The sequence below is a fragment of the Pseudomonas sp. St386 genome, assembly GCF_018325865.1.
GTDB lineage: Bacteria > Pseudomonadota > Gammaproteobacteria > Pseudomonadales > Pseudomonadaceae > Aquipseudomonas > Aquipseudomonas brassicacearum.
In genome coordinates this window covers 4,264,385-4,288,187 of record NZ_AP021900.1, presented here as the reverse complement: position 1 = coordinate 4,288,187, position 23,803 = coordinate 4,264,385, and the positions used below count along the sequence as shown (strand labels likewise).

Annotated in this window: 19 protein-coding genes and 3 pseudogenes; 13 read left to right on the top strand and 9 right to left on the bottom strand. The window is 55.1% G+C overall.

Annotation, left to right across the window (positions count from 1 at the left end; translation table 11 throughout):
* Positions 1 to 6 precede the first annotated feature (6 nt).
* Positions 7 to 339, top strand: coding sequence for a nuclear transport factor 2 family protein (locus KI235_RS18740; protein WP_212795237.1), 333 nt, complete (start codon positions 7 to 9; stop codon positions 337 to 339).
* Positions 333 to 1,109, top strand: a complete 777-nt coding sequence (locus KI235_RS18735; RefSeq protein WP_212795236.1) for an SDR family oxidoreductase — start codon at positions 333 to 335, stop codon at positions 1,107 to 1,109. Before KI235_RS18740 ends, KI235_RS18735 begins: the two co-directional genes overlap by 7 nt.
* A gap of 170 nt (positions 1,110 to 1,279) precedes the next feature.
* Here the strand turns inward: KI235_RS18735 and KI235_RS18730 are convergent, their stop codons facing one another.
* Complete coding sequence (locus KI235_RS18730; RefSeq protein ID WP_043042465.1) at positions 1,280 to 1,534, bottom strand: hypothetical protein; 255 nt, start codon at positions 1,532 to 1,534, stop codon at positions 1,280 to 1,282.
* 85 nt (positions 1,535 to 1,619) lie between these two features.
* A complete protein-coding gene (locus KI235_RS18725) occupies positions 1,620 to 2,537 on the bottom strand; it encodes a LysR family transcriptional regulator (RefSeq protein WP_212795235.1) in 918 nt (305 codons plus the stop codon).
* An 85-nt stretch (positions 2,538 to 2,622) separates the two neighbouring features.
* Here KI235_RS18725 and KI235_RS18720 point away from each other — a divergent pair, with 85 nt between their 5' ends.
* The 8 genes and pseudogenes from KI235_RS18720 to KI235_RS18685 all read left to right on the top strand — a co-directional run bounded on the left by KI235_RS18720 (position 2,623) and on the right by KI235_RS18685 (position 15,498).
* The gene (locus KI235_RS18720) at positions 2,623 to 3,414 is read left to right on the top strand and encodes an NAD(P)H-dependent oxidoreductase (RefSeq protein ID WP_212795234.1); all 792 of its coding nucleotides are present in this window, start codon (positions 2,623 to 2,625) and stop codon (positions 3,412 to 3,414) included.
* A 131-nt stretch (positions 3,415 to 3,545) separates the two neighbouring features.
* A pseudogene (locus tag KI235_RS18715) lies at positions 3,546 to 3,901 on the top strand (helix-turn-helix domain-containing protein); the annotation flags it as partial.
* A 303-nt stretch (positions 3,902 to 4,204) separates the two neighbouring features.
* Positions 4,205 to 6,520, top strand: coding sequence for an ATP-dependent endonuclease (locus KI235_RS18710; RefSeq protein WP_212795233.1), 2,316 nt, complete (start codon positions 4,205 to 4,207; stop codon positions 6,518 to 6,520).
* Positions 6,513 to 8,468: a UvrD-helicase domain-containing protein gene (locus KI235_RS18705; protein WP_212795232.1), complete on the top strand. Its 1,956-nt coding sequence runs from the start codon at positions 6,513 to 6,515 to the stop codon at positions 8,466 to 8,468. The genes KI235_RS18710 and KI235_RS18705 overlap by 8 nt, the downstream gene beginning before the upstream one ends.
* Positions 8,469 to 8,848: 380 nt before the next feature.
* Positions 8,849 to 12,376: an NACHT domain-containing protein gene (locus KI235_RS18700; protein ID WP_212795231.1), complete on the top strand. Its 3,528-nt coding sequence runs from the start codon at positions 8,849 to 8,851 to the stop codon at positions 12,374 to 12,376.
* Positions 12,377 to 12,486: 110 nt separating this feature from the next.
* A complete protein-coding gene (locus KI235_RS18695) occupies positions 12,487 to 13,731 on the top strand; it encodes a hypothetical protein (protein ID WP_212795230.1) in 1,245 nt (414 codons plus the stop codon).
* Between the two features lie 382 nt (positions 13,732 to 14,113).
* Positions 14,114 to 14,863: a hypothetical protein gene (locus KI235_RS18690; protein WP_212795229.1), complete on the top strand. Its 750-nt coding sequence runs from the start codon at positions 14,114 to 14,116 to the stop codon at positions 14,861 to 14,863.
* Between the two features lie 131 nt (positions 14,864 to 14,994).
* Entirely contained in the window at positions 14,995 to 15,498 is a 504-nt protein-coding gene (locus KI235_RS18685) for a hypothetical protein (protein WP_212795228.1), read from the top strand.
* A gap of 272 nt (positions 15,499 to 15,770) precedes the next feature.
* Here the strand turns inward: KI235_RS18685 and KI235_RS18680 are convergent, their stop codons facing one another.
* Positions 15,771 to 16,043, bottom strand: coding sequence for a hypothetical protein (locus KI235_RS18680; RefSeq protein ID WP_018601122.1), 273 nt, complete (start codon positions 16,041 to 16,043; stop codon positions 15,771 to 15,773).
* Between the two features lie 286 nt (positions 16,044 to 16,329).
* Here KI235_RS18680 and KI235_RS18675 point away from each other — a divergent pair, with 286 nt between their 5' ends.
* Positions 16,330 to 17,001 (top strand): DUF2268 domain-containing putative Zn-dependent protease, encoded by a 672-nt coding sequence (locus tag KI235_RS18675; RefSeq protein ID WP_212795227.1) that lies wholly within the window; start codon positions 16,330 to 16,332, stop codon positions 16,999 to 17,001.
* Here the strand turns inward: KI235_RS18675 and KI235_RS18670 are convergent.
* Together KI235_RS18670 and KI235_RS18665 are read right to left on the bottom strand one after the other, a co-directional pair.
* A complete protein-coding gene (locus KI235_RS18670) occupies positions 16,961 to 17,455 on the bottom strand; it encodes an HIT family protein (RefSeq protein WP_212795876.1) in 495 nt (164 codons plus the stop codon). The two genes, KI235_RS18675 and KI235_RS18670, sit on opposite strands and share 41 nt — an antisense overlap.
* A 135-nt stretch (positions 17,456 to 17,590) precedes the next feature.
* Positions 17,591 to 18,456 (bottom strand): annotated as a pseudogene (locus KI235_RS18665) (LysR substrate-binding domain-containing protein).
* Between the two features lie 102 nt (positions 18,457 to 18,558).
* Between KI235_RS18665 and KI235_RS18660 the strand changes: the two are divergent.
* The gene (locus tag KI235_RS18660; RefSeq protein ID WP_212795226.1) at positions 18,559 to 19,476 is read left to right on the top strand and encodes a DMT family transporter; all 918 of its coding nucleotides are present in this window, start codon (positions 18,559 to 18,561) and stop codon (positions 19,474 to 19,476) included.
* Positions 19,477 to 19,715: 239 nt separating this feature from the next.
* A pseudogene (locus KI235_RS18655) lies at positions 19,716 to 19,898 on the top strand (MbcA/ParS/Xre antitoxin family protein); the annotation flags it as partial.
* Between the two features lie 231 nt (positions 19,899 to 20,129).
* Here the strand turns inward: KI235_RS18655 and KI235_RS18650 are convergent.
* The 4 genes from KI235_RS18650 to KI235_RS18635 form a co-directional block, all read right to left on the bottom strand.
* Entirely contained in the window at positions 20,130 to 20,672 is a 543-nt protein-coding gene (locus tag KI235_RS18650) for a hypothetical protein (RefSeq protein ID WP_003203076.1), read from the bottom strand.
* 74 nt (positions 20,673 to 20,746) lie between these two features.
* Positions 20,747 to 21,385: a response regulator gene (locus KI235_RS18645; RefSeq protein WP_038855955.1), complete on the bottom strand. Its 639-nt coding sequence runs from the start codon at positions 21,383 to 21,385 to the stop codon at positions 20,747 to 20,749.
* Positions 21,372 to 22,430, bottom strand: coding sequence for a sensor histidine kinase (locus tag KI235_RS18640; RefSeq protein WP_244864256.1), 1,059 nt, complete (start codon positions 22,428 to 22,430; stop codon positions 21,372 to 21,374). The genes KI235_RS18645 and KI235_RS18640 overlap by 14 nt, the downstream gene beginning before the upstream one ends.
* 64 nt (positions 22,431 to 22,494) lie before the next feature.
* On the bottom strand, positions 22,495 to 23,799 hold the full coding sequence (locus tag KI235_RS18635; protein ID WP_212795224.1) for a nitrate/sulfonate/bicarbonate ABC transporter ATP-binding protein: 1,305 nt from the start codon (positions 23,797 to 23,799) through the stop codon (positions 22,495 to 22,497).
* Positions 23,800 to 23,803 lie beyond the last annotated feature (4 nt).

The window sequence follows — 23,803 nt, the reverse complement described above, 5'->3', positions numbered from 1 at the left end:
GAAAACATGACCCTTCAGCTTCCCGACGTCGTGCAGGCGTACTTTGCGGTCACCAATGGTGGCGATGCAGCGCAACTTGCGAGCTGCTTCTGCTCGGACGCCACGGTTTCGGATGAGAGAAAAACATACGAAGGAACAACTGCCATCGAAGCCTGGCAACAGGAGGCACGTAGAGCCTTTATCTATCAGGTCCAACCACTGCATGCCCTGCAAGGGCAGGGCAGACTGACTGTCATTGCGCGCCTTGTTGGGAATTTCCCCGGTAGCCCGGTTCAACTGAGTCACGTCTTCACGCTGGAGGGCGGTCGAATCCGTTCCCTGGAGATCACGCCATGCTGAATCTAGGTTTGACTGGCAAGCGGGTCCTCGTCACCGGTGGCACCAAAGGCATCGGCAAGGCTGTCGTCGAGTTGTTACTGGCCGAGGGCGCGAAGGTCATTACCTCGGCCAGGCAGGTGGACGTTGAAATGCCGGGCGCTATTCTGATTGCGGCTGATCTTTCGACCCGGGAAGGTTGTGACGTGCTGATCGCCGCGATCCAACAGCGGCTGGATGGCGTGGACATAATGATCCATGTCCTGGGTGGTTCGTCGGCACCCGGCGGTGGTTTTGCTGCACTGGACGAGGAACAGTGGCAACGAGAGCTCAGCCTGAACCTGTTGCCGGCGGTGCGTCTCGACCGCGCCTTGCTCCCGGGTATGCTGGAGCGCAAGGAAGGGGTCGTCATCCACGTCACCTCCATCCAGAGTCGGCTGCCACTGCCGCAAGCGACAACAGCTTATGCGGCGGCCAAGGCCGCGCTTTCGACGTACAGCAAAAGTTTATCGAAAGAGGTTTCGCCCAGAGGCATCCGCGTGGTTCGGGTTTCGCCGGGCTGGGTTGAAACCGAAGCGTCGGTCGCATTAGCCGAGCGACTCGCGCAGGAGGCAGGTACTGACTATCAAGGTGGTAAAGAGATCATCATGAAAGCACTTGGGGGTATCCCGCTCGGCCGTCCATCGACACCTTCCGAAGTTGCTGACCTGATCGGTTTCCTGGTTTCGCCGCGAGCGGCATCTATCACGGGAAGTGAGTTTGTGATCGACGGCGGAACAGTACCAACGGTTTAGCCATCTGTTTGCAGGAAGGCGCAAAATACAGCCCCAGCGGTCATCGTTTGGCCGCTTCTGGCCGAAAGCAACCCGTTACTTCGGATGGAGCTGACCACCTGCATAACGCTAAACGTGCTGTAATTTTTTCAAATTCTTGAGCCCTGGGGGTGGGCTGAGGTGTTAGCCCTTCAACGTGGGCTTTGTTGAATCGAGAGGCGTAATCGTTGCCACTCATTCCAGCAATCCTCGGCAACGATATCCGCATAGCCCCGCTCTTGTTCCATCGCCAGCGCGGTGGCAAAGGTGACTGCAATGCAGGTGGCTTGGTCTCGGATGTTGCAGACTTCGAGTTCGGTGAGTGGGGTGCCTTTTTTGGACTCGGCTGCTGTGAGTACAGCTGCAAGGGCGGGTACGAAAACCAGGCATAGGGGATCGGAGGACATTAGCTTCTTCCTTGGAGTGAATTGGACATTATTAACGGGACACGGGGGCAGGGGGGCGTCGTCATCGTTTCATGGTCCGGTCCATTTATTTCTGCGTGCCGGTTGTTTCCAACGTCGAAGCGATAAGGTCGCGCAGCCATATATGGGCAGGATCGCGATGCAGTCGCTCGGGCCATAACATCAGCATTTCAAACCCGGGAATGGCGAGCGGAGGTGCCTGGACGTGAAGCGCTGACTCATGTTTCACCAGCCGTTCCGGCACCACCGCAACCAAATCGCTGTGCACCAATGCCGAGACCAGCGAGTTGAAATTGGACACGGACAATACCACTCGCCGTTCCAGACCTTCAGCTGCCAGCGCATGGTCGGTACTGCCAACGAAGCCGGCGCCATCAGGTGACATGACAGCATGTTCAAGCGCGCAGAACGCTTTGAGCGACAGCCTGGTTGCCAGCGCGGGATGGCCGCGCCGCGCCGCCAGCACATAGCGTTCGTGAATCAAGGAACGCTGACGCAACCTGGGCGGCGCTTCATCGCGGGTGTGCAGCGCCAGATCGATAAGGCCGTTTTCCAGATCCTTGGCAAAGTCGACAGTCGGTTTATTCACAAGCGCCAACCGCGTGTGCGGCGCCAAGTGCCTGAGCCGCGAGAGCGACGGCCAGATCAAGGCAGTCGTCGCATAATCACTGGCAGCGATCTTCCACGTTTGATGGGACCGTCCGGGTTCAAAAGCGGCAACAGGACTCAGTGCGCTTTCCAGCGCGGCCAACGCGTCACGCAGGGGCCCCTGCAATTCGCGAGCACGCTCGGTGGGCGACATCCCTCGGGGGCCAGGCAGTAAAAGCGGATCATCAAGAAGATCCCTCAGCCTGCCCAGTTGCAGGCTGACGGTCGGTTGCGCGAGATTGAGCAAGCGCGCTGCCCGCGTCACATTTTGCTCCGCCAGCAAGGCGTCCAATGTGACCAGCAAATTAAGATCCAGACGGCGCAAGCTATTGTGCATGCAAATACCATGTGTTTCGGGAATTCATTTCTATCATAGCGGATGCATGCTTACGCTGAGGGACACATTCAACGCGGAGCCCCTCATGAAAATACTGCTGATCTACGCCCACCCCGAACCTCGTTCGCTCAATGGCGCGCTCAAGGATTTTGCAATCACTCACCTGGAAGCAGCAGGCCACGAGGTCGAAGTCTCAGATCTCTACAGCATGCGGTGGAAAGCGTCTCTCGATCCGGACGACGCCCCAGGTTATGACGCAGAAACGCCTTTCAACCCGGCACTTGAATCCCAGCGTGTATTTGCCGCTGACAGCCAACCGGCGGACATCCAGGCAGAGCAGGCCAAATTGCGCTGGGCCGATGCCGTCATCTTTCAATTTCCGCTGTGGTGGTTCTCGATGCCCGCGATTCTCAAGGGTTGGATCGAACGCGTCTACGCTTACGGGTTTGCCTATGGTGTCGGCGAACATAGCGAAAACCACTGGGGCGATCGCTACGGCGAAGGCAGCATGACAGGCAAGCGCGCCATGTTGGTGGTCACGATGGGCGGTTGGGAATCCCACTACAGTGGCCGAGGGGTGAACGGCGCGTTGGATGACCTGCTATTTCCTATCCAGCATGGGGTGCTTTTCTATCCTGGCTTCACGGTCCTGCCGGCCTTCTCAATCTATAAGACCAGCAAGATGGACGCCGCCCGGTTCCAATCCATTTGCACGGCTTATGCCGCTCGCTTGGATAGGCTCTTCAGTGATCAACCCTTGCCATTTCGTCGCCAGAACCACGGCGATTACGAAATCCCGGCGTTGACGCTCAAAGCGCATCTTGCATCGGGTCGTTGTGATCTTGGTATTCATATCAGTGACGGTGAGAGGGTTTGAGGTGAAACGCGTATTGGAGGCTTGAGCCCAAGGGCTTTGGTAGTCGGGTCGTGTGCCTCGGGATTGATCATTCTTGGAGGTCAGTAATGACGGTCCCGGCGATGCTCAGGGCGAATCCTTCTCCGAAGACACTGGCCCCCGTCTATGAGCGAGAGATTATCTTCCGCGTACTCCAAGGCCCCATGGCTGGATGTTGCGAGACATCGCCGCGCCGGATACCGCGATGGCCCGAATCAACCTGGCAATCCAATGAATCCGCCGCGACTTCGCCGAGCCCATTGGTGTTGAGCGATTGGCGCTATGCGCTTCAATGAGCGCCTCTGCATTCCATTGTCACTTCATAGTTGTCACCAACCTGAGCCTCTTGCAGTACCAGAAGCGGGTTCGTCTGCTCCAGGCCAGAACCCTGATGGTGGCGAATGCCAAAAGCGTCATGGCGGCTGCCTTTGAAGTGGGCTACGAGAGCGCGACGCAATTCAGCCGGGATTAGGCGCGAGTGTTTGGACTTCCGTCTGGACAGGGTGCTGGGAGGATACTTGGCAATATGAAGGTGGTTAGGGGCTAGTGGGTTGGCGGGTTGATGGGGGGATAGGGGATTTTCTTGATTGGCGCCTTTTGGCCGATTGCAGCCCTTCGTGAGAGGCAGCAATCGGCCAAAAGCAGACACTCAAATCGTCTACTAAACTGGGACGATGCAAAACCTGCACGCCCTAATGGAAAACGGTCACTGGCTTGATGTATTTCGGAGATACAGCTTGCTATAGATTTCAAAAATCAGCGGAGGACTTTCGTGCATCTTCACTCGTATCGTCTCAGAAATTTTCGACGTTTAAAGGATGCTCATATTGAGCTGGCTGACGATATTTCAATATTCGTAGGATCGAATAACAGCGGCAAAACGTCGGCAACTCAGGCAATCCATGCATTCGTGACGGGTGGAAGGGATCGTTTCAGCCTCTATGATTTCAGCTCCTCATGCTGGAAGAGTTTCGATGAAGCTGGAAATATCGACTTAGCCGGCGCACTACCTCGGGGGTTCTCGCTTCCAAGTATAGATCTTGATCTTTGGTTCGAGGTTGCAGCGCCAGACCTCTATCTAGTGATTCCCTTGCTCCCTAGTACTGCGTGGGAAGGAACCAAAGTTGGTATACGAGTTTCCCTGACTGCTAGAAGCCCCATCAACCTCATTCAAAACTTCCAAGAAGCTAAGGCCAAAGGTGCTGCGCAGACAGCGGAACTGCCGCCCGAGTCGCAATATATTCCTTGGCCGCGTTCTATGACGGATTATCTCCAGCGTGAGCTCAAGAGCGAATACGAGCTGCGCTACTTCATCTTGGATCGCTCGCAATTTGATGAGAGCTTCCGCGAGGTCGGCGATTATGTTCCAGATGAACTAGGTGGAGAGCCAGGCGGCGGAACGATTCTAAAGTCTCTTATTCATATCGACAATCTGGGTGCTCAACGACACCTTGCTGATCCTAATCCGGAAGCTGGCGCAAGATCAGAAGACCTGTCAAAGCGTCTGAGCCGTTTCTACAAGCGCAACCTCAATCAGAGGCAGGACGATCACATAGCCTTAAAAGCGTTGTTCGACTCTGAGCAAGCGCTCAACATTCACTTGGATGGCGTTTTCAAGCCGACGCTTGATCGGCTCGCCAAGCTTGGCTATCCGGGTGTCAATAACCCGCGACTGAAGATAATGTCAGCGCTAGACCCCGCGCACGTCATGAGCCAGGACGCACGGGTTCACTACCAGATAGGAGATGGCGAAGACACGGCCACCCTTCCTGATAGCTATAACGGGCTTGGGTTCAAGAATTTGATCTACATGGTTGTGGAGATTCTAGACTCCCAAGCTAGGTGGGCGACAATGGACAGTCGCCCTCCATTGCACCTACTTTTTGTGGAGGAACCAGAGGCCCATCTACACGCCCAACTCCAACAGGTATTCATACGCAATATTCTTGAGCTTCTGAATATAGAGGGCGATGACGGAAGCATTTTTGGCAGTCAAATGGTCATCACGACCCACTCCCCGCACATCCTTTACGAGCGAGGCTTTAAGCCGATCCGCTACTTCCGACGCAAAAAAGTTGGCAAGGAACAGTTGACGGAGGTACTTAATCTATCGGCGTTCTACCAATCCCAGCCGGATGATCGTGATTTTCTAGAACGATATCTTAAGCTGACACACTGTGATCTATTTTTCTCAGATGCAGCAATTCTGGTTGAAGGCAATGTTGAGAGATTGCTCCTTCCTGTCATGATCCGGAAGAGCGCAAAAACTCTCCGCTCAGCTTGTCTATGCATCTTGGAGGTGGGCGGTGCCTTTGGGCACCGCTTCCAGTCGCTCATCGAGTTTCTCGGTCTGACAACTCTGATCATCACCGATATTGATAGTGTTGCCCTCGTAGCACAGGCGGCTGACGATGCCGTGGATGACGAGGAAGTCGAAGAGTTTGAGGTTCCAGCCGACGCGGAAGACGATGCAGCAGGGCAGGCTCTGGACAATGCGCAAGATCCAGTCCAAGAGCCTATAGTCCCAGCGACTAAGAAGAAATATGGGAGAGCTTGTTTGCCCAGTGAACCGGACGCTGCAACTTCGAATCAAACACTCATTAAATGGCTTCCGGGGAAGCTCACAATCGAAGACTTGCGTAATGCATCGGAAGCGGACAAAACTCACGTGCTCGAAGACGATGCGAAGGTTCGCGTGGCCTATCAGACTGAACGGGCTATCACTTGGAACGGGGCCACCGAAACCCTCTGCGGGCGTACGCTAGAAGAAGACTTCGGCCTCGAAAACCCGGACTGGTCCCAGTCCATAGCGAGGAAGCCTTTAGGCCTGATTGTGAAGGGCGAAGCCGCTGGTCCTGCTGCTCTTGCCAAAGGCCTCCATCAGAAGGTTTCGCGGAAGAGTTTCGATAAAACGAAGTTCGCGCTCGCCGTTCTCACTGAAGACGAGAAAGCGTGGGATGTGCCGACTTACATCCGTGATGGGCTTGTCTGGCTGAAAGACGAAATACGGATCGAACTCGAGGCCGTGCTGCCTGACGCCATTCTCATCGCCGAAGAAGATGGTGCGATAGGAGGCGAGTATGAGTAGCCGGGCGAACAAGCCGGACACCCAGGCCGACATCGATCTGCGGAACTGCCTTGGGAATGCTCCACCGCGTAGCTTCATCATGAAGGCCGGTGCTGGTTCCGGAAAAACCACCTCGCTAATTAAGGGCCTGTCATCGGTCATCCAAATGCACGGCGATAAGCTGAAGAAAACTCGTCAGCGCGTTGCCTGCATTACCTACACCGAGATTGCGGCCGGAGAGATTTGGAGGGATGTCGGCAGTGACCCCCTAGTTCACGTCTCGACGATCCACAGCTTCATGTGGCTGTTGGCAAAGCCTTTTCAGAACGACATTCGCGTCTGGGTGTCGGGGCGCATCGTGGAAAAAATAGAGGCTCTTGAAGAAAAACGGGCAACCTATGGGCCTAGGGTTCAACAGCGCACGAAGGATAAGGACACCCGAGACTTGGAACGCCTCCATCGGCAGTCGGGGCGGATCGCGGCAGTCAAAGGATTCCGATACGGTACAGGTAGCAATTACGCGAAGGGTATTTTGGGACATGACGACATTCTGAAACTCGTCCCCTATCTCATTGCCGAACGCCCCCTCTTCCGAACCCTTCTCGCGCGCCAGTTTCCGTTCGTATTTGTGGACGAGAGCCAAGACACGACCACAGAGGTTGTGGAATCTCTGAAGACCGTCGAGCGCGAACCCGGAGTCACATTTTGTCTTGGATTCTTTGGCGATCCGATGCAAAGAATCTACGCTACGGGGACTGGACAGGTTGAAGCAGAACCTACTTGGGCCGACATTCCGAAACCTGAAAATTTCCGGTGCTCAACTAAGGTTCTGAATCTCGCGAATGCCATCCGTCGTGACGGTGATGACCTCGTTCAAATCCCTGGAAACCGGCTAGGTCCTGAGGGCATCGTTCAAACCCCTGAAGGTTCGGCGCACCTTTTCATTTTGCCTGCAGACGATACACGCGACGCGAATTTGATTCGAGTACGCGAATGGATGGCGGCACATACCGGTGATGATCATTGGCGACCAGGTGATGACGACCAAGCGTGGGTAAAGCTTCTCGTCATTGTTCATCAGATGGCTGCAAGGCGCTTAGGATTTGGAACTCTCTACGCTGCGCTCAACTCCAAAGCTCCCTCAGCGTTCAAAGATGGCTTTTTAGACGGATCTGCATGGCCTATTTCGCCGTGTGTAAAGTTTTTGATCCCGATCGCTATCGCTCATACCAATGGTCGACAGCTTGAGGTAATGCGATTGATCCGAGACTATTCACTTCTTCTTGATAAAGAGTCCCTTTTCGAGGTGAGTGTGGAGAAGCGCCTTAAAATACTCGGCGAACTTGTTGCTTCGATCGCAGCAGGCATAGCAGGGAATTCGGGTGCAACGATCGGCGATCTTTTGAAACAAGTACATGTCTCTGAGCTACTGATCCTCGACCCTAGGTTGGTATCGTATTTGGACCCAAGTGCAGCTGTGCCTGTTCAGCCCGAGCCCGAAGTAGGAGAGGAGGATGACGACGACGTTCAAGAAGACGATGAGTCCGAAAAGGAAATGGTTTCGATGGATGCTTTTCTAGCGTGTCCCGCAAGCCAGCTTTTGCCTTACCATACCTACATCTCGGAACGCTCACCTTTTTGGACTCAGCAAGGCATAAAAGGTGCTGAGTTCGACAGGGTACTTGTGGTCTTAGATGACGCTGAAAGTAGCCACTTCCAATTCTCCTATGAAAAATACTTAGGCCTTAAAGAACTATCAGATAACGACAAAAAACATATGGATGCGGGTGAAGAAACAACAGTGGATCGAACGCGCCGTCTTTTTTATGTGAGCTGCACAAGGGCGCTTAAAGACTTGGCTGTAGTACTTTTCACGGTTGATCCTGAGCAGGCAGAGGCTCACATACGTCAGCTTGATCTTTTTGAAGATGAGGCGATCCACACTGGAGCAGTTTTCGAGGCAGCATAAGCGATTCTCGCTCGGAAGATCGGTCAAGAGAATTTTCACCACCTCATTCAGACGCTTTACCGCGAGCACGCCGTGAACTCTGAGGCAGCCATGGGCTGAGGTATTAACCGCACATGTCGCTCGTCAATGGATATCGCTTTACCGTGATCAATAGGCCCTCGCACTCTGAATCGCCTCTAGGCTCACAGACAACTTCGAGTGACCGCTTCTGGCCTGCAGCCATTCGCAAGAGGTAGCAATCGGCCAGAAGCGGCCACTCAATGGTGTCTATCAAGACAGTGGCGATTCAAACCACGGTGCCCCCAGTTTTAATACACAATATGATGCATAACCACCGGCGGCCGATGACAGGAGTCGCACCTGCACATGGATCCTCAAAAATGACGGAAACTGCAATCACGGCCCCAGCGAGCCATGTTCCACCTTTTACCTCAGTTCGCACGGCCGCACAGGCGTTGCCATTTAGTGAACTACGCTGGGAGAACTTTGAAAAGCTGTGTTATCGATTGGCGGGGAAACAAGCTGATATCGAATCTCATAGCCTATATGGAAGGGCAGGACAAGCGCAGCAGGGCATAGACATTTTTGCTCGAAAGCGCAACGGCAGATACGACACCTGGCAGGTGAAATGCTATGCAAAGTACACCGCGAGAGACCTGAAGAAAGCCTGTGCGACATTCCTTGCCGGAGGCTGGGTGGGAAGGACTGATATTTTCTACATTGCCGTGCAATGTCCAGTGGATGACGTCGGTTTGCAGGATGCGATTGAAGTTCAGGCCGAATTATTTCATGCCCAAGGAATGACCCTTAAGGTGCTTGGCGGTCATGACTTGTGCGGCGCCTTGCAAAATTACCCAGATGTCGTATTGGAGTTTTTTGGGCGTGAGTGCGCTAAGGCATTTTTTGGAGACACTGTAAGTCAGGACGTTCTGTTGCGGCTAGATGGTAGCGAGTTGCACAAGATCAGGACGCAACTCCGTCGTGTCTATCAAGGAGGTTTCGAGCTTCTGGACCGAATTCTGGTGAATGCCCCAACGCCTTTTTCCGATCGGCCCCAGGCTCCCATTTCACTGCTTGACCGTTTCTCTGCCCCTGACGTTCTGCTGAAGGAAACTGTCATGAGCCAGGCGGCGCCTGGCCAGGGTGAGGCATCAACTTCGCTCATGTCCGAACCGCAGCGAACTGACGCACATTCACCGGTGAAAAAAGAGGAAAGCCGTCAGGCGGAAAATTACCGTCGCACCCCCATCTTGGATTGGCTGGCAGAGTCCGATCAGATTGCTGTCGTCGGGCATGCTGGTAGTGGAAAAAGTACGGTGCTGCGGTGCCTAGCGCTTGATCTGCTCGGTGAACAGGAGCGATTTACTGACGTTGCGAAACGCTGGGGCCGCCATTTACCGTTGTTCATTTCTTTCGCCAAGTGGGTGCGCCTCAGTGAAGCCAATGACGGAACTATAGGTATCAAAGAATTAATCCGTGCGACTTGGCAGCCTCAGTTAACTGGTGACCTCGTAGCATTGATTGATCAAGCCATTGATGAATCCCGGGTAGTGCTTCTTGTCGACGGGCTGGACGAATGGGCCAACGAGCAGGCAGCTCGCACGACCTTGCTCACAATGCTAACCATTGTGTCCGCACACAACATTCCGGCGGTCGTCAGTGCTCGACCCGGAGGACTTTCAAAAATCGGAGGGATTCCCGACAGCTGGGCAGTTGGGCTGCTAGCACCGCTGTCAAAGGTGCAGCAGAGGGAAATCGCCACGACGTGGTTCTCGCGAAACGTGGGTTCCAGCAACGATCAATCTTCCAATGAAGAATCAATCACCTGGCAAACTCAGCGGTTCTTCAAAGAGCTTGATAAAGGGCGTGGGTTGGCCACGCTCGCTGAGACGCCGCTGTTATTGCTGGGATTGATCGCGTTGGCCGTTCGGCAGTTGGTGTTGCCGATCAACAAGGTGCAGGCGCTGAGCCAGTTGACTGACCTGCTGTTGGAGGTCCATCCGTCTAGCCGAGCCACGGCGGCAGGGGACGTCAGTCCTCGATTTTCCTCCGCAGCATCAATCGACGTTCGCAGGGAAGCGCTCGCAGCGCTTGCATTCGAGATTCGAATGGAGGGGGGAGACGCGGGGTATCCCCTTCAACTGGCTCGTAAATGCATAAAAACATTTCTCACTGACCCTGAGGGATATTGCTACACGACTCGCGAGGCTTCTGAAGTCGCCAACGAGATCCTTGCGGTTAACGCTGAGACGATGGGCCTGTTAGTTGAAAAAGGGCGCGAGGAAGTGGGTTTTGTGCATGCAAGCCTGGAGGAATATCTGGCATCCGTCCATATACACGGCTGGCCGATTGAGACGATCTTGAATTTTGTGCGGGCGAATGCAAGCAGTTTCCGTTGGAGAAGTGTGTTCGGCGATTTGATTGCGGGGAACACGAGGCGGTCTGAAGCCGAGCAAATCGTGCAGGTTATCGATGAGCCTGAGGTTGATGTGATCGGCGCATTGCAGCGGCGCTTGCTTCTTGCCAATGTCGTGTTTGGAGGGGCAGAGATCAATCGACCTACTGCTATCAGGCTGGCTGAACGCAGTCTGAACATCATTGGAGGGGCTGGGTGGGGTGGCGAGCGAAGTGCCCACCTTGCCGCTGCGCTAGGGGGAATTTACAACCCGACACTCAGAGAAAGAACTTCGGAAAATATCAACCGCTGGGGCATACGGGCTGCAGAGTATTTGCAAGAATTTTATTCCGCATTAGCACGATGGGTGCGGTCAGACCATCAGCTCAGTTTGTTGAAACATGGGCTTAAGGATGAGAGTCCCGCCAATTCTCGAGCCGCCGCTCAGTCCTTGGCAGTCGTCTACAACGGCGATCTTGAGGTAGAAGGCTGGCTGATGGGGTTGCTTCGCGGTGACTCCGATTTGGCGGTGGTGGCGCGGGCTCTGGAGGCCCTGACCCTCGGTTGGTCCGATAATCCGATGTTGATTGATTTTCTAACCACAGCCTCTGTTGCTGTGGACAAGGCGCTTCAGCTGAGCGCTATCTGGTGCAAGGTTCAATTAGGGCTGCACCAGGATACTGATCTGTCAGCGCTACTTTCATTGTGTGCTTGGCGTGATGGGGTCGGCTACTTGCATCGTGCACAGGTTGGGGAAAGTTTGGTACAGGGTTGGTTGGACAACCCTAAATTAGTTGAGATTTGCCTGGGTACCCTAAACGGAAGCTTCACGCGCTACGATGAAATTGAGAAGGAGATCGCACAACATTATCTTCTCAGCTGTAGTGCTGACAATGCGCAGATATGTGCATGGATCGCGCGTGAGTTGCAGTCAGAGCATCCGTTCGTCTTGCGATTGGGGCAGGATTGGAGCCAGCTTTTGAAATTCTCGGAAATGGATAGTGAGGTTCGAGAGCAGCTCGTGCTCGCGGTTATTTCCAAGAAGGTGGAGCATCAAGAGTATGTCGCGAGACCGGTGTACAACTGCCTTCAAGACCCAAGAATTAAACAGTACTTGATGGATAGGGTGAAAAAAACTGAGGGTTTTTCGGTCTTCTGGGCTCTGGCTCCTTTGGTTGAAGGTTGGGCGGCTGAGCTTCCTGAAGTTCGCGCGCTGGTGCAAGAGGTACTTCTGTGGCCCGATGAGCGCAGATTTCATCTGATTGGCTTGTACCCCAAAATGCTTAGTCGCGAAGCGTGCATTGAGGAATTATTAAAAATTCTCAACGGTCACCATAAGGTAAGGTTCGACACATTGCTTGCTGCTTTCAGCAAGTTGGATGTTTCCGATCATAAAGAAATTGTAGATATTTTGGTGAGCAGGGCGTTGTGCGAGCCAGACCACGTGTTTTCAGGTTCCGGGCAGTTGATTGCGCTCTACCCCAAGAAGGCAGGGTTAAAGCGTTTGCGCTAGAAAGACTTAAAGGGCGTAACCCTCCCATTGGGCTGCTAGCTTCAGCCTATCGTGATGATTCGGTCGTTCAGAAACTTATCGCTCAGAGTGTTGGTTCCCTCTCAGTTGTCATGCGGTTGCAAATCATTGATGCTGCCTCCAGTGAATTCGACCGAAACGATACTGCCAAGGAAATCTTGGAAAAGTATGATCATGAAGTAGACGGCCCTCTCAAAACACACGCTGCCATAAAAAACTATCAAGCACTGCTCTCCATCGACACAGACCGGAAGCCAGTTGTCGATCGCCTGCTTATAGATGCAATGGCGGTTGGACACGATCATGACGCTCGGCGAGCGGCTGCGTTCGCCGGCTTGGTCGTGTACGGAGCAACGGAGCAATTTTCCATCCTCGAGTGGGGCAAAAAACCCCTGGATATATCGCTAGGGCAATATTCTAATGAGCCCCCAGCGCTGATTAGATTGGTGGCCGAGCACTGGGACGAATTGGAAAAGAGCTTCGGCGAGCAATTACTCTCAAGACTAGGACACTTTACTGACGAATCGCGCTTTTGGGAGCTTATAGCGCCATATGTGTCCGTTAATGACGTTTTGCGGCAGCGCTTTCTCGACTATTGCTCACACACCACGGAGTGTCTTCGCGTCCCGGTATTGCAGGCGCTCGCCAAGGAGGTTTCCAGAAGCGATTTGCTGCTACAGCACTGTTTGACTGGGACTAGGATTCGCAGAAACAGTGCGGATCACTCTTGGCATAGAATGCAGAGCTATTTCGAAGCTTCCTATATATTGCGACAGCAATTTTCCGAGAACGGTGACGTGTTAGCCCAATTACAGTCGACTGTTTGTGAGAGTGGTTTCCAACTTGGCGTTGCAGCACTGGCCATTTATGATCCCGGCAACCCCAGTCTGGACAAAGTAGTATCAGCGGTAAGTAATGACGACCACGACTATGAAAGCTTTGTTGGACCTATCCTTGTCGCGGTTCAAAGGCTTCAAGGTGTAAAGCTCGAGAAGCTGGTTAGAGCAATGATCAATCGACCGAGCCATTCGTTATGGGATTTTCAGGACAGGGTCAATTATGCTATTAAATCCAGGATTGGCACAGATGATGAGTTTGCTGGTTTGATTGGTGCGCGGTTGGCGTCAAGTTCGTCCGAGAGTGAAATTTCAAGCTACTCGCGTTATTTAGCGTCCGCAGGAAGGCTCAACGAAGAAACTCATGGGCATTGTCTACGTTTGCTCAATGCAAGGTCCTCTTCCTTGTGCATTCCAGCTCATGGATACGATTCGACAGCCGACGTTGTACGACCAGTAGTTCATTCTCTTCTTGATGTTCTAGCAGGTCCAATTTATTAGCTTGTGGAAACCATGTCGTATGACTAAGCGTTTTGGAACGCTTCCACCGTTAGATGAGGAGCAGTTGGACGCGAGTGACCGCTTTTGGCCGAAAGCGGTCGTTCGATGGATGTCTGATCTCCGCCATAGCGGGCAGTTATGGACCACCTGATCGTCGTCTGATGCTGCCCGGCTAACGTCAAGGTGCCTATGAGGACAAATCAAGTATTCGAACGATGATCATGCGAATTATTTTGCGCCAAATAGGCGAACGTGCATGCCCCATCGGGTTTGGTAGGTAAGAATGAGACAAACTCTCAGGGTTGCCAAGACTGGTAGAGAGACGCCTTATTTGATACTAAACTCCTCTCTTACTAATGCGCCTAAAAATGAGTTTAATAGAATGTCAAGAATCAAGGATCACCTGATTGGGCTCTGCAATGAACGAGATGAAGCGCTTTGCGCGCTCGATGGTTTGGAATTCGACAATTCGTCTGCACTTTTCTACGGGTACGGAACGCTAATACCTCCTTCGCTTGAATTCGATCATACCTTTCCTCACTGCGGCTATTATGCGCTGTTGTTAACCCAGCTAGAGAATATAATGGATGTGGCTAGACTCAACGGCGGACATAATTTCAAACGTGTGGTGTACGGTATGGCGTACTCGCACTCTGTTACGCTTCTTGAGTCATATATCAGTCAGTCGCTTGTGGCATTAGCAACACAATATAGTAACTTTGCCACAAGAATCACCCAGCACTACGATCCGAGCGGTGCAATCAAAAAATATGGATGGAGGAAAGTGCTCGACTCAGAGGGCGGCTTAAAAGGTCTAGTTATTGAAGGGCTTTCTAAGGACGTATTTCACAATCTAAAAACGGTAAAAAATGTTTTCGGGTTGATGTTTGATGATGCGGGAAAGGGTATCGATATAGGTCCATTGGAGGTCGTAATCGAGCGACGACATGACATTGTTCACCGAAACGGCACGTCCGTGACGGGCGAAACCTTTATGGTTGAGTTTGATATGCTTAAAAGGGATGTTATGCTGATTATAGATTTTGCAAACGATTTAAAAAAACGAATGACATCTAGCGTTCTAGTTGAGGGGGTCTCAATTGGTATTTTTCCGACTCCACGTTTTTCTTAGGTGATAGACACATTCCGTTCGAATTAAGTAGTGTTTCAGCCGAAGTGGCAATTGTTGCTTGCTTCGTTCATCGGGCAGTCAAGCACTGTGCTTTTGCTTGCCCGTACTCAATCGTAATTGTGAATAGAATCATGAACGAGCCAGATATCAATGAAGTAATCGTCGAGGCAGAGAAATTCAGGCTCAAACTGGAGCTTGCCAAAAAAGCAAATATTCTGTTGGTCACAGAGAATTTTCCGATCATGCACTGCAAGCTATCTTCCTTGCTATTCGCTTATCATTCGCTCCAAAAATGGCCATCTATGGTGATCTATGGTGTTAGTGGAAGAGCTGTAAATCATTACGGGCACGATACGATTTCTCATTACTGGCTTGAATATCAAGAAACAGCTATAGACTTGACGGCGGATCAATACAACATAATTGAAGAGAAGCAACTTAATATAGAAATACTCAGCGGCAGACCATTCAAGCCTGTGTCCACGGGGCGCATTGATAGCATGCAAAACTACAAGCTATTCAACATCTCTCACCGAGACACCTATATCTTGGGCCTACCCGAATTGGCTGAGGATTTTCTTTATGACCTTCATGCTAGCTACGAAGCCCTCGGTGACTTGACACCGTGCACATAAAAGCTGGTTCAAATAGCTCTCTCTGCTCACTAGGACGGGGCTAAAACTCCGACCTCGCAGATACCTCAGCGAGCTGATTCGGATGGGGCTAACGTCCTGAGTGAATGAGCGCAGCAGGTGAACGCAGCCGATTTGCCACTAATCTGTCCACTGACTACTTTTGGCCGCTCTCTGCCGGCATGACCTTTAAACTAGTTGGCCAGATTTGAGGCGTGGTACGGATATCACTTCTAATTACGTAAAACGGGCGCTTTTAGGCGCCCGTCGTTCCATCAGCTTTCAACCTGCGCCTGAAGCCGCCGACCAATCACCTCCAGCAAATCGCACCCATCCCGCAACGGAATCACCAAAAGCTGTGCAAAGTCCGAAAGCACTACCGTATCGCTAGTGATTTCAGAGCGAAACGCAATGTTCTCCAGTACCTGAGTCACCACACGGATGCGGTAATCAGCTGTGGCATGTAATACGTCAAGCGGGGCTTGGGTGTCGATGAGCAGGGAAGCGGGAGTACAGTCGATGCCGGTGATGGGTGTGTATCTTTGCATGGGATTGCTCCAATTAATTTAAAGGGCTGATCCGATACGCAGGTCGCCAAACCTGATCACCCTATTCGGCGATGGGAATGACTATAGATTTCACCAGACAGGACGGGCAAGACATCTGCTTCCGATAGCCTTGTAGGAATCGAGACAGTTTTTTGCCAGAGATAACCGGGCAGACAAAGGAGCAGTCGAATCTGGTCGACGCTGGACAGTTGCCCGGCGGGGATCTACCGTCGCGAGCGGCCCGGAGTCATCGAGTCAGGTACTTGATTAATAAAGGAGAAGGGGCGTGGAGAAATGGACGCTGCACTGGCTGGAGGCCTCGGGGAGTCTTGCCGAGCTTCGCCGCGGGCTGGTTGATGAGTTTGACGCCGCCTACGAAGCTATTGCTCGCCTAATGCCCCCGCCGAGACTCGATGTCCTGATTCAGCGGCTACCGGGCGAAACCATTCCGGAGATGGGCCTGGTAGGGCGGGCGTATCGCAGCTCCATGTTTACCATGACCCTTGATCCCGACAATCCGAATTTCTTTTCCAGCCTGCGCACCGGCGCACTGCGTCGGCATGTTGTTCATGAGGTTCACCATTGCCTGCGCATGGGCGGCCCTGGTTATGGCTGGACGTTAGGCGAGGCGTTGGTCAGCGAAGGGCTTGCCGGTCAGTTTGTTCGGCATGTGCTTGGTAGCGATCCGGAGCCTTGGGAGCATGCCATCGCATCTGCCGATCTTTTACGCTCACCGGTTGGACTGCAAATTCTCGAGTCGAGGTATTACGATCACAACGAGTGGTTCTTTGGTTTTGGCGACAAACCCAAATGGCTTGGTTACTCGTTAGGCTATCAAATGGTCGGACGCTGGCTTGCGTCGAGGGGCGAAACTGATATTTCGACCTGGGTCAGCGCACCTGCAGCAGACATCATGGCTAGTGCGCTGGAGGAAGGTTTGGTGTTGGCTGAGTCCTGAATGCTTGCCGCAACTTTTCAATTACCTGGCTGATAGAGGGCCCTTGGATTGCTGGCGGCGTCGGGCTCTCACCAAATTCACGCCAGATGAACAACGTCAGCTCTGCGCCATCGGTTAATGTCTGGGCGTTCTCTTGAGCCCCAAAGGTTTCCAGCAACCTGTACCGCGCATCTTTCCAAAACAGTGCCTCGACCCAGTCGTACACCGGGATGAAATGGAAGTGGATGGGGTAGCGGGGATCGTGGCCGAAGCGGCTGATGTAAAGCCATTTGGGGGTCAGTTGTGTTTCAAGAACGCTCTGGATGTTTGCCATCAGGCCACCCAGCTCTGCGAGTGCGGGTTCGGGCAGTTGCGCCAGTGAATTAACGTGGTGCTTGGAGCCGAGCATGAGGTAGCCGGGCAGGGTGGATGCCAGGTGGTGGTTGACTATCCAGTGGGTGGTTTCGTGGAGGATGAAGTGGGGGGAGTAATTCCAAAGCGGACTCCTTGTTAATGATTGGAATCTTCGTTTATCAGGATGATCGGGTATTGGGGCTGCTGCGCAGCCCAGCGGGAGCAAGCTCCCTCGCCACAGGGGAGCGTGCTACACCTAGCCTTCGAACTCCGTTTGCAGCATCGCCAGAAACGCCTCTCTGGCAGGATGCCGGCCAGCGTTTTCATGCCAGTAAAAAACGTTATCAATCCCCGTCAGCTCGGGAAATTCATACCCCGTCCAACCAGCCCCCTGGCGGTATTGCTCATAGATCCCCGGGGCACCAGCGAGACGCCTGCGCCAGCGCTGACACAGCCAACGATGGCGCCATAACTGGCAATGCTGATGATCGGTTGCACTTGGTCATGACGCAGCAGCCACTGCTCCAGCGCCAAGCGGTACGGACAGCCCGTGGGCCACATGAAGATTGCCTTGCCTTGCAAATCGGCGGCGCTGCGCAGCGGGCCGTGAGACTCGGAGGCGATGAGCACCAGGTCTTCGCGGTACATCACGGCTCGCTTGAGCCCAGGCCGTTCGATGTCCACCGCTACGATCACGCCATCAAGCCGGTGATGTTGGATATCGTCCAGCAGCTGCGCCCAGGTGCCGGTGCTCAGTTCCAGTGACACTTGCGGATACTGCGCGTGGTATTTGGCGAGCAACTGAGGCAGGCGTCCGGTGGCGCTGGACTCGATCGCGCCTATGCGCAGTGGGCCACTCGGTGCGCGGGTGGGGGCGACTGCGCGGCGGGCCTCTTCCGTCAGGCTCAGTATTTTGATCGCGTACTCCAGAAACAATTCGCCTGCCGGGCTGACCTGCAGCCCGCGACCTTCGCGGAAAAACAGCGGCGTGCCGAGTTCCCGTTCCAGGGACTTGAGGCGCGCGGTGATGTTGGACGGCACGCAGTGCAGCACTTCGGCGGCGCGGGCGATGCTGCCGGTGTCGCAGACCGTCTTGAGCATGCGCAGTTGGGACAGTTCCATAGCTCACCAAAAGTGAATGGTTGACTGAGTTTAAGTCACTTGTGCTGAGGTGGGGTGGTTTCGATACTTCGAGGCAAATCGGCCAGTGAGCAGGAACTCTAGATGGAAACGCGTTTTGCGCTGGTTGAAGGTTCCTCCGGCAAAACCGGTGTGAAGGTTATCCTGGCGACGCTGTTGGTGATCGTTTGCTGGGCTTATTCACCGATTGGTATCCGCATTGGCTTGCAGGCTTATGAGCCGGGTCAATTGGCGTTGGTGCGGTTTCTCATCGCCTCGGTGTTCATGGCCCTTGTGGCGATGGTGAGGGGTATTTCCTGGCCGCGTCTCAGGGATTTGCCGTTGCTGATGGTGTTGGGTTTCTTTGCCGTTAGCTTGCACCACATCGCCCTCAATTACGGTCAGCGGGGCGTCAGCGCCGGGGCGGCCAGTGTGCTGGCCCAGTCCACGCCGTTGTTCAGCACGTTACTGGCGCATTTTGTCTTCAAGGACAGAGTCAGCGGTTGGCAGTGGGGGTGTGTGCTGTGCGGCTTGCTTGGCGCTGGCGTGGTGGTCGCGGGGGATCGTGGCCTGGGTGACATGGACGCCCATGGGCTCTTGATCCTGTTGGCTGCGCTGTCCTGGAGTTTGTATTTCGTTTTGCAGAAGCGCCATGCCCATCGTTATGACGGTTTGACCCTGGTTTGTTACACCGTTTGGTCGGGCACGATTCTGTTGTTCATTTTTGCGCCGGGGATGTTGAGTGCGGCGCGACAGGCTTCGGCTTCGGTGAATCTGGCGGTGTTGGTTCTGGGTATTTTTCCCAGCGCGTTGGCGTACCTTGCTTGGGCTTACGTGCTGGCGCACAGCAACGTGAGCCGCGCTTCCATGGCGCTTTACCTGATACCGCCCACGGCGATGTTGATGGCTTCTTTGGTGCTGGCTGAGCGCCCGTCAGCGATGGTTATTGTGGGGGCGGTGATTGTGTTGGTGAGCGTGCTGGCGTTGAGGTTTGAGCCGGGGAGTGGGGCAAAAGTCGGTTGATTCTGTTGTGGGTGTAGGCAATGACGTTGGATGTTGTCGCCACACGGAGTGCCATGGAACCCCCGTCCTACAGACAGGCGATCGCTTTGGGATAAATCACAGAAGTCTCTGACAACTTTTTAGGGTTGGCCTTCGGAAGTACCAGCCTTACGATCTGGATTGTCTCAGTGCTCAGCGTGGCATCCGGCGCGCTCAGCTTGGTTTTATATCGTGAGGACAGATCGATGCCTGGAGCCCCATACGCCAAGGCCTTGGAACACGCCGCCAATGTTTTCGGCAGCCAGCGGTTGGCTGAAGACTGGTTGAGGAAGCCCTGTACGTACCTGGACGGTCAGGTGCCATTGGAGCTGATCGATAATGCGCAGGGTTTCAAGTTAGTAGAGGATTACCTGACCCGGGTTGAGCTTGGGGTTTATCAATGAATCCTGTGTTCTGCTGCGCGGTTTTTTGGGGCTGCTGCGCAGCCCAGCGGGGATAAATCCCCTCGCCACAGGTTGCGTTATGCCTACAACTTTGAACGATCGTTCCTCACGCTCCGCGTGGGAATGTCGCCAGGGACGCTCCGCGTTCCGCTTCTGGAGGGTGACGCAGAGCGTCACGGGATGCATGCCCACGCGGGAGCGTGGGAACGATCGTCCGAACGAGCGGGTGCATTATTTCTTGACCGGATAATCCTGCCCCCACACCCGTACCGTGCTGACCGCTTCGTTCATGCCTTCAAAAACAAACTTCTGCCGCACGGCAGTCTTCGGCGGAATGGTGACTTCATCCGGGTTGTCCAGGCCGGTGAGGCGGTTGGAGTAGCCCGCCTGGTCGATGGCCAGCAGCACGCCGGTCTGGCCGAGGTTGACCACGCGCAGTTGGGTGTCGGTGCTGTTCTTGAAGCCGAGGGTGATGCTGACGTTGTCGTCGCTGGGCTCGAGCTTCAGCACTTCAACGGCGATGCGGTCTTTCATTTGCTCGCTGGAGGAAATGATCGCGGCGCCATCGGTGCCTTGGGCCGATTCGCGGCCATCGAGCACGCCTTCACTGACGCCGCCGAGCAGGTTCTTGCCGGCGGTAATGAACGTTGAGACGGCTGCTTTGGTTGAGTCCTTGATGAGGCTGCCGTCGGTTGGCTCGCCTTCGGCGAAGCACAGCGAGCTGAGCAAAAGGCTGGAGACGAAGAGGGTGGAGCGTGACGGCAGAAGGTTCATACCTGAGTCCTTGAGGGGCTGCGACATCGCCCGTCAACAGGGCGAGCGGCAATGATAGCCGTGATCATGGGCCGCTAGCGATCTGCTTCCTTGAGTTTTTCCGACATCTTCACCAGTGTTGCCAACGAGTCCGCATTCATCTTGCGCATCAACGACCCGCGGCGCACTTTCACGGTCACTTCGCTCAAACCCAGTTGGCCGGCCACCTGCTTGTTCAGCAGCCCTGACACGACCAGTTCCATCACCTCGCGTTCGCCGTCAGTCAGGGTGTCATGCCGGCGTTTCAACGCGTCCATGCTCGCTGCGGCCTTGCGCCGTTCCTGATCGCGGTTCAGGCCCTGGGTGATGGCATCGAGCAGGTCCTGTTCGCGAAATGGCTTGGTCAGGAACTCCAGCGCCCCGGCCTTCATGGCTTTGACGGACATGGGAATGTCGCCATGGGCGGTGATGAACACCACCGGGACCAGGATGTTCAAGCGGGCCATTTCCTGCTGGAAGTCCAGCCCATTCAAGCCCGGCATGCGCACATCCAGAATCAGGCACGCCGGCACGTCCGGCCGTTGGGCGTCGATGAACTCACGGGCCGAGCCGAATGCCATGCTTGCCAGGCCCACGGAGGCCAGCAGGTCTTGCAGTGAGGCACGCACCGAGTGGTCGTCGTCGACGATGTAGATCATCGAATCGACCTGGTCATGAATGTCAGTTTGGCTCATCGGATTCCCTTGTAACGGCTGGCAGGGTGAAGTGAAACGTCGAGCCGGACTGCGGATTACTGGCGGCCCAGATTCGCCCGTCATGGGCCTCGATGATCGAGCGGCTGATGGCCAACCCCATCCCCATGCCGTCCTGCTTGGTGCTGTAGAAGGCGTCGAACACCCGTTCCCGGTCGCTTGCCGACAAGCCGTTGCCCTGGTCGGACACCGAAAAGAGCAGTTGCTGGGGCGACTCAAGCGTCACATGAACCTGCAGAATCCGCTGGTCGACGTCAACCTGGCGCATGGCGTCGAGCGCGTTCATCGCCAGGTTCAGGAGCACTTGCTGGATTTGTACTTCATCCGCCAGCATCGGCGGCAGGCCTTCCTGGACCTGTACGCGCAAGGTGATGTTCTGCTCGTTCAGTTCGCCGGCCAACAATCGCAGCGCGGCATGGACCGTGTCGGCGACGTTCAGCCATTGCTTCGTCGGCGCTTGATGCCGGGCCATACCGCGCAACCTTGCAATGATGTCGCTGGCCCGATGGGTGTCGGCGATGATCCGCTCTACCGCCTGCCGGGCCTTGGGCAGGTTGGGCGGCTCGGTGGCCATCCAGCGCAGGCTGGCACTGCCGCTGGCGGCAACGGCGGCCAGGGGCTGGTTGACTTCGTGGGCAATCGAGGCGGCGAGTTCGCCGAGCATGTTGATGCGGGCGATGTGCGCCAGGTGGGCGCGGGTCTGATGCACCGTGCGCACGGCGGCCGAGAGACGCAACGCCAGGTACGTGGTGCCGGCGATGGCCGCGAGGCTGATCAGCACGTTGATCTGCCCGGCCTCTGTGTCGCCAAAACGAGTGAAGCGATAGCTGAGAATCGTCAGGACCATGCAGATGACCGAGACCCCAGCCACGGCGCGCGCTGGCAGGATTCTCACGGCGATCAGCACCACCACGATCTGGAAGACCCCGACCGCGATTTCCAGGTCGGTGACGGTGTCGATCGCCGCGATGCCCAGGGCCAATCCCAGCAGGAGCAGTAGACGCAGGGTCAACGCCGTTCTTCTCATTGAATGTCCATCGCGCATTGCTCCAACGACCAGGCCTGATCCACGCAGTTTATACCGCAGCGTCTCAGGATGGATTGTCCAGGCTGAACTGATCGGCCACTTCGTCGTAGGCGAACAACTCGGCGTAGCGGCCCCATTGCGTGACACAGTCCAGCGTAATGGCAGCGTCGTGCTCGGACATGAAATCTTCCAGTTGGTCACGGAAACGCCTGGCCGGTGCGGTGCGGGTAGGGCGGTCGTCCAGCACCCGGCGCACATGCCCCACCAACGGGACATATTTGAGCAGGTGCTTGGCAAACAGTTGCTTGCGCTCATCCACCGCCGACTCGGCATAGCGCTGCCCGGCCGGCAGGAGGGTAATGTGGCCGTCCTGCAGGTCGGCCAGGCGCATGAGTTGCAGCACCTCGGCGACCGGCAAAAGGTCACTGGCGGTGTAGCGCAATGCACTGGCGAGTTCGCGCAGATCTGCTTGGCCGGCAAACGGCTGGTCCTGCACCGCTTCGATCAGCCCGGCCAGGGCATTGCTGGAGATCGACGGCAGGACCATGCCCACGCCGCTGCCGGCAAAGGTTTCCTGGCGTGCGGAGCCGACATTCGCGCCCCCGGCCATCTGCACGTAAATGTGTTCGACCAGGGCTTGGAACGCCGGGTCGGCACGATTGCGCGGCTGGCTGAGGTCCACGCTGATCTCGCTCATGACCCGCCCCGGGTTGGAGGAGAAAATCAGAATCCGATCACACATCAGCACGGCTTCTTCGATGTTGTGGGTGACCATCAGGATCGACCGGATCGGCATGCGCCCCTCACGCCACAAATCCAGCAGGTCGGTGCGCAGCGTTTCGGCGGTCAGCACGTCCAGCGCGGAAAACGGTTCGTCCATCAACAACACATCCGGATTGACCACCAACGCGCGGGCCAGGCCAACGCGCTGGCGCATGCCGCCCGATAGCTCTTTGGGGAAGGCACTTTCGAAACCATCGAGGCCGATCATGTCGATGGCGGCCAGCGCGCGCCGACGCCGCTCAGGTGCCGCCACGCCGAGGGCCTCGAGGCCGACCTCGACGTTTTGCAGCACCGTCAGCCAGGGGAACAGGGCGAAGCTCTGGAACACCATGCGCACCGAGCTCGCCAGCCCTTGGGCATTGCTTGGAAAATCCACCACGCCGGAGGTGGGCGAAATCAGGCCGGCTATGGAGCGCAACAAGGTCGATTTGCCGGAGCCCGAGCGCCCGAGCAGACCGACGATTTCGCCCTCGTCCAGACGCATGCAGACATTGTCCAGAACCCGGCGCTCGGCGCCGCCCGCCGTGCCGTAGACGTGGCCGACTTGCTGCACATCCACGAGGCAGCGTTTGTCCATCACTTGCATTGGA

Excerpts from the sequence above, each read along its gene's own strand:
- KI235_RS18685 (WP_212795228.1), top strand. The coding sequence starts at position 14,995 with ATGAACGAGCCAGATATCAATGAAGTAATCGTCGAGGCAGAGAAATTC.
- KI235_RS18645 (WP_038855955.1), bottom strand. The coding sequence starts at position 21,385 with ATGAGCCAAACTGACATTCATGACCAGGTCGATTCGATGATCTACATC.
- KI235_RS18740 (WP_212795237.1), top strand. The coding sequence starts at position 7 with ATGACCCTTCAGCTTCCCGACGTCGTGCAGGCGTACTTTGCGGTCACC.
- KI235_RS18635 (WP_212795224.1), bottom strand. The coding sequence starts at position 23,799 with ATGCAAGTGATGGACAAACGCTGCCTCGTGGATGTGCAGCAAGTCGGC.
- KI235_RS18690 (WP_212795229.1), top strand. The coding sequence starts at position 14,114 with ATGTCAAGAATCAAGGATCACCTGATTGGGCTCTGCAATGAACGAGAT.
- KI235_RS18680 (WP_018601122.1), bottom strand. The coding sequence starts at position 16,043 with ATGCAAAGATACACACCCATCACCGGCATCGACTGTACTCCCGCTTCC.
- KI235_RS18640 (WP_244864256.1), bottom strand. The coding sequence starts at position 22,430 with ATGAGAAGAACGGCGTTGACCCTGCGTCTACTGCTCCTGCTGGGATTG.
- KI235_RS18720 (WP_212795234.1), top strand. The coding sequence starts at position 2,623 with ATGAAAATACTGCTGATCTACGCCCACCCCGAACCTCGTTCGCTCAAT.
- KI235_RS18705 (WP_212795232.1), top strand. The coding sequence starts at position 6,513 with ATGAGTAGCCGGGCGAACAAGCCGGACACCCAGGCCGACATCGATCTG.
- KI235_RS18735 (WP_212795236.1), top strand. The coding sequence starts at position 333 with ATGCTGAATCTAGGTTTGACTGGCAAGCGGGTCCTCGTCACCGGTGGC.
- KI235_RS18660 (WP_212795226.1), top strand. The coding sequence starts at position 18,559 with ATGGAAACGCGTTTTGCGCTGGTTGAAGGTTCCTCCGGCAAAACCGGT.
- KI235_RS18700 (WP_212795231.1), top strand. The coding sequence starts at position 8,849 with ATGACGGAAACTGCAATCACGGCCCCAGCGAGCCATGTTCCACCTTTT.
- KI235_RS18725 (WP_212795235.1), bottom strand. The coding sequence starts at position 2,537 with ATGCACAATAGCTTGCGCCGTCTGGATCTTAATTTGCTGGTCACATTG.
- KI235_RS18695 (WP_212795230.1), top strand. The coding sequence starts at position 12,487 with ATGCGGTTGCAAATCATTGATGCTGCCTCCAGTGAATTCGACCGAAAC.
- KI235_RS18650 (WP_003203076.1), bottom strand. The coding sequence starts at position 20,672 with ATGAACCTTCTGCCGTCACGCTCCACCCTCTTCGTCTCCAGCCTTTTG.
- KI235_RS18730 (WP_043042465.1), bottom strand. The coding sequence starts at position 1,534 with ATGTCCTCCGATCCCCTATGCCTGGTTTTCGTACCCGCCCTTGCAGCT.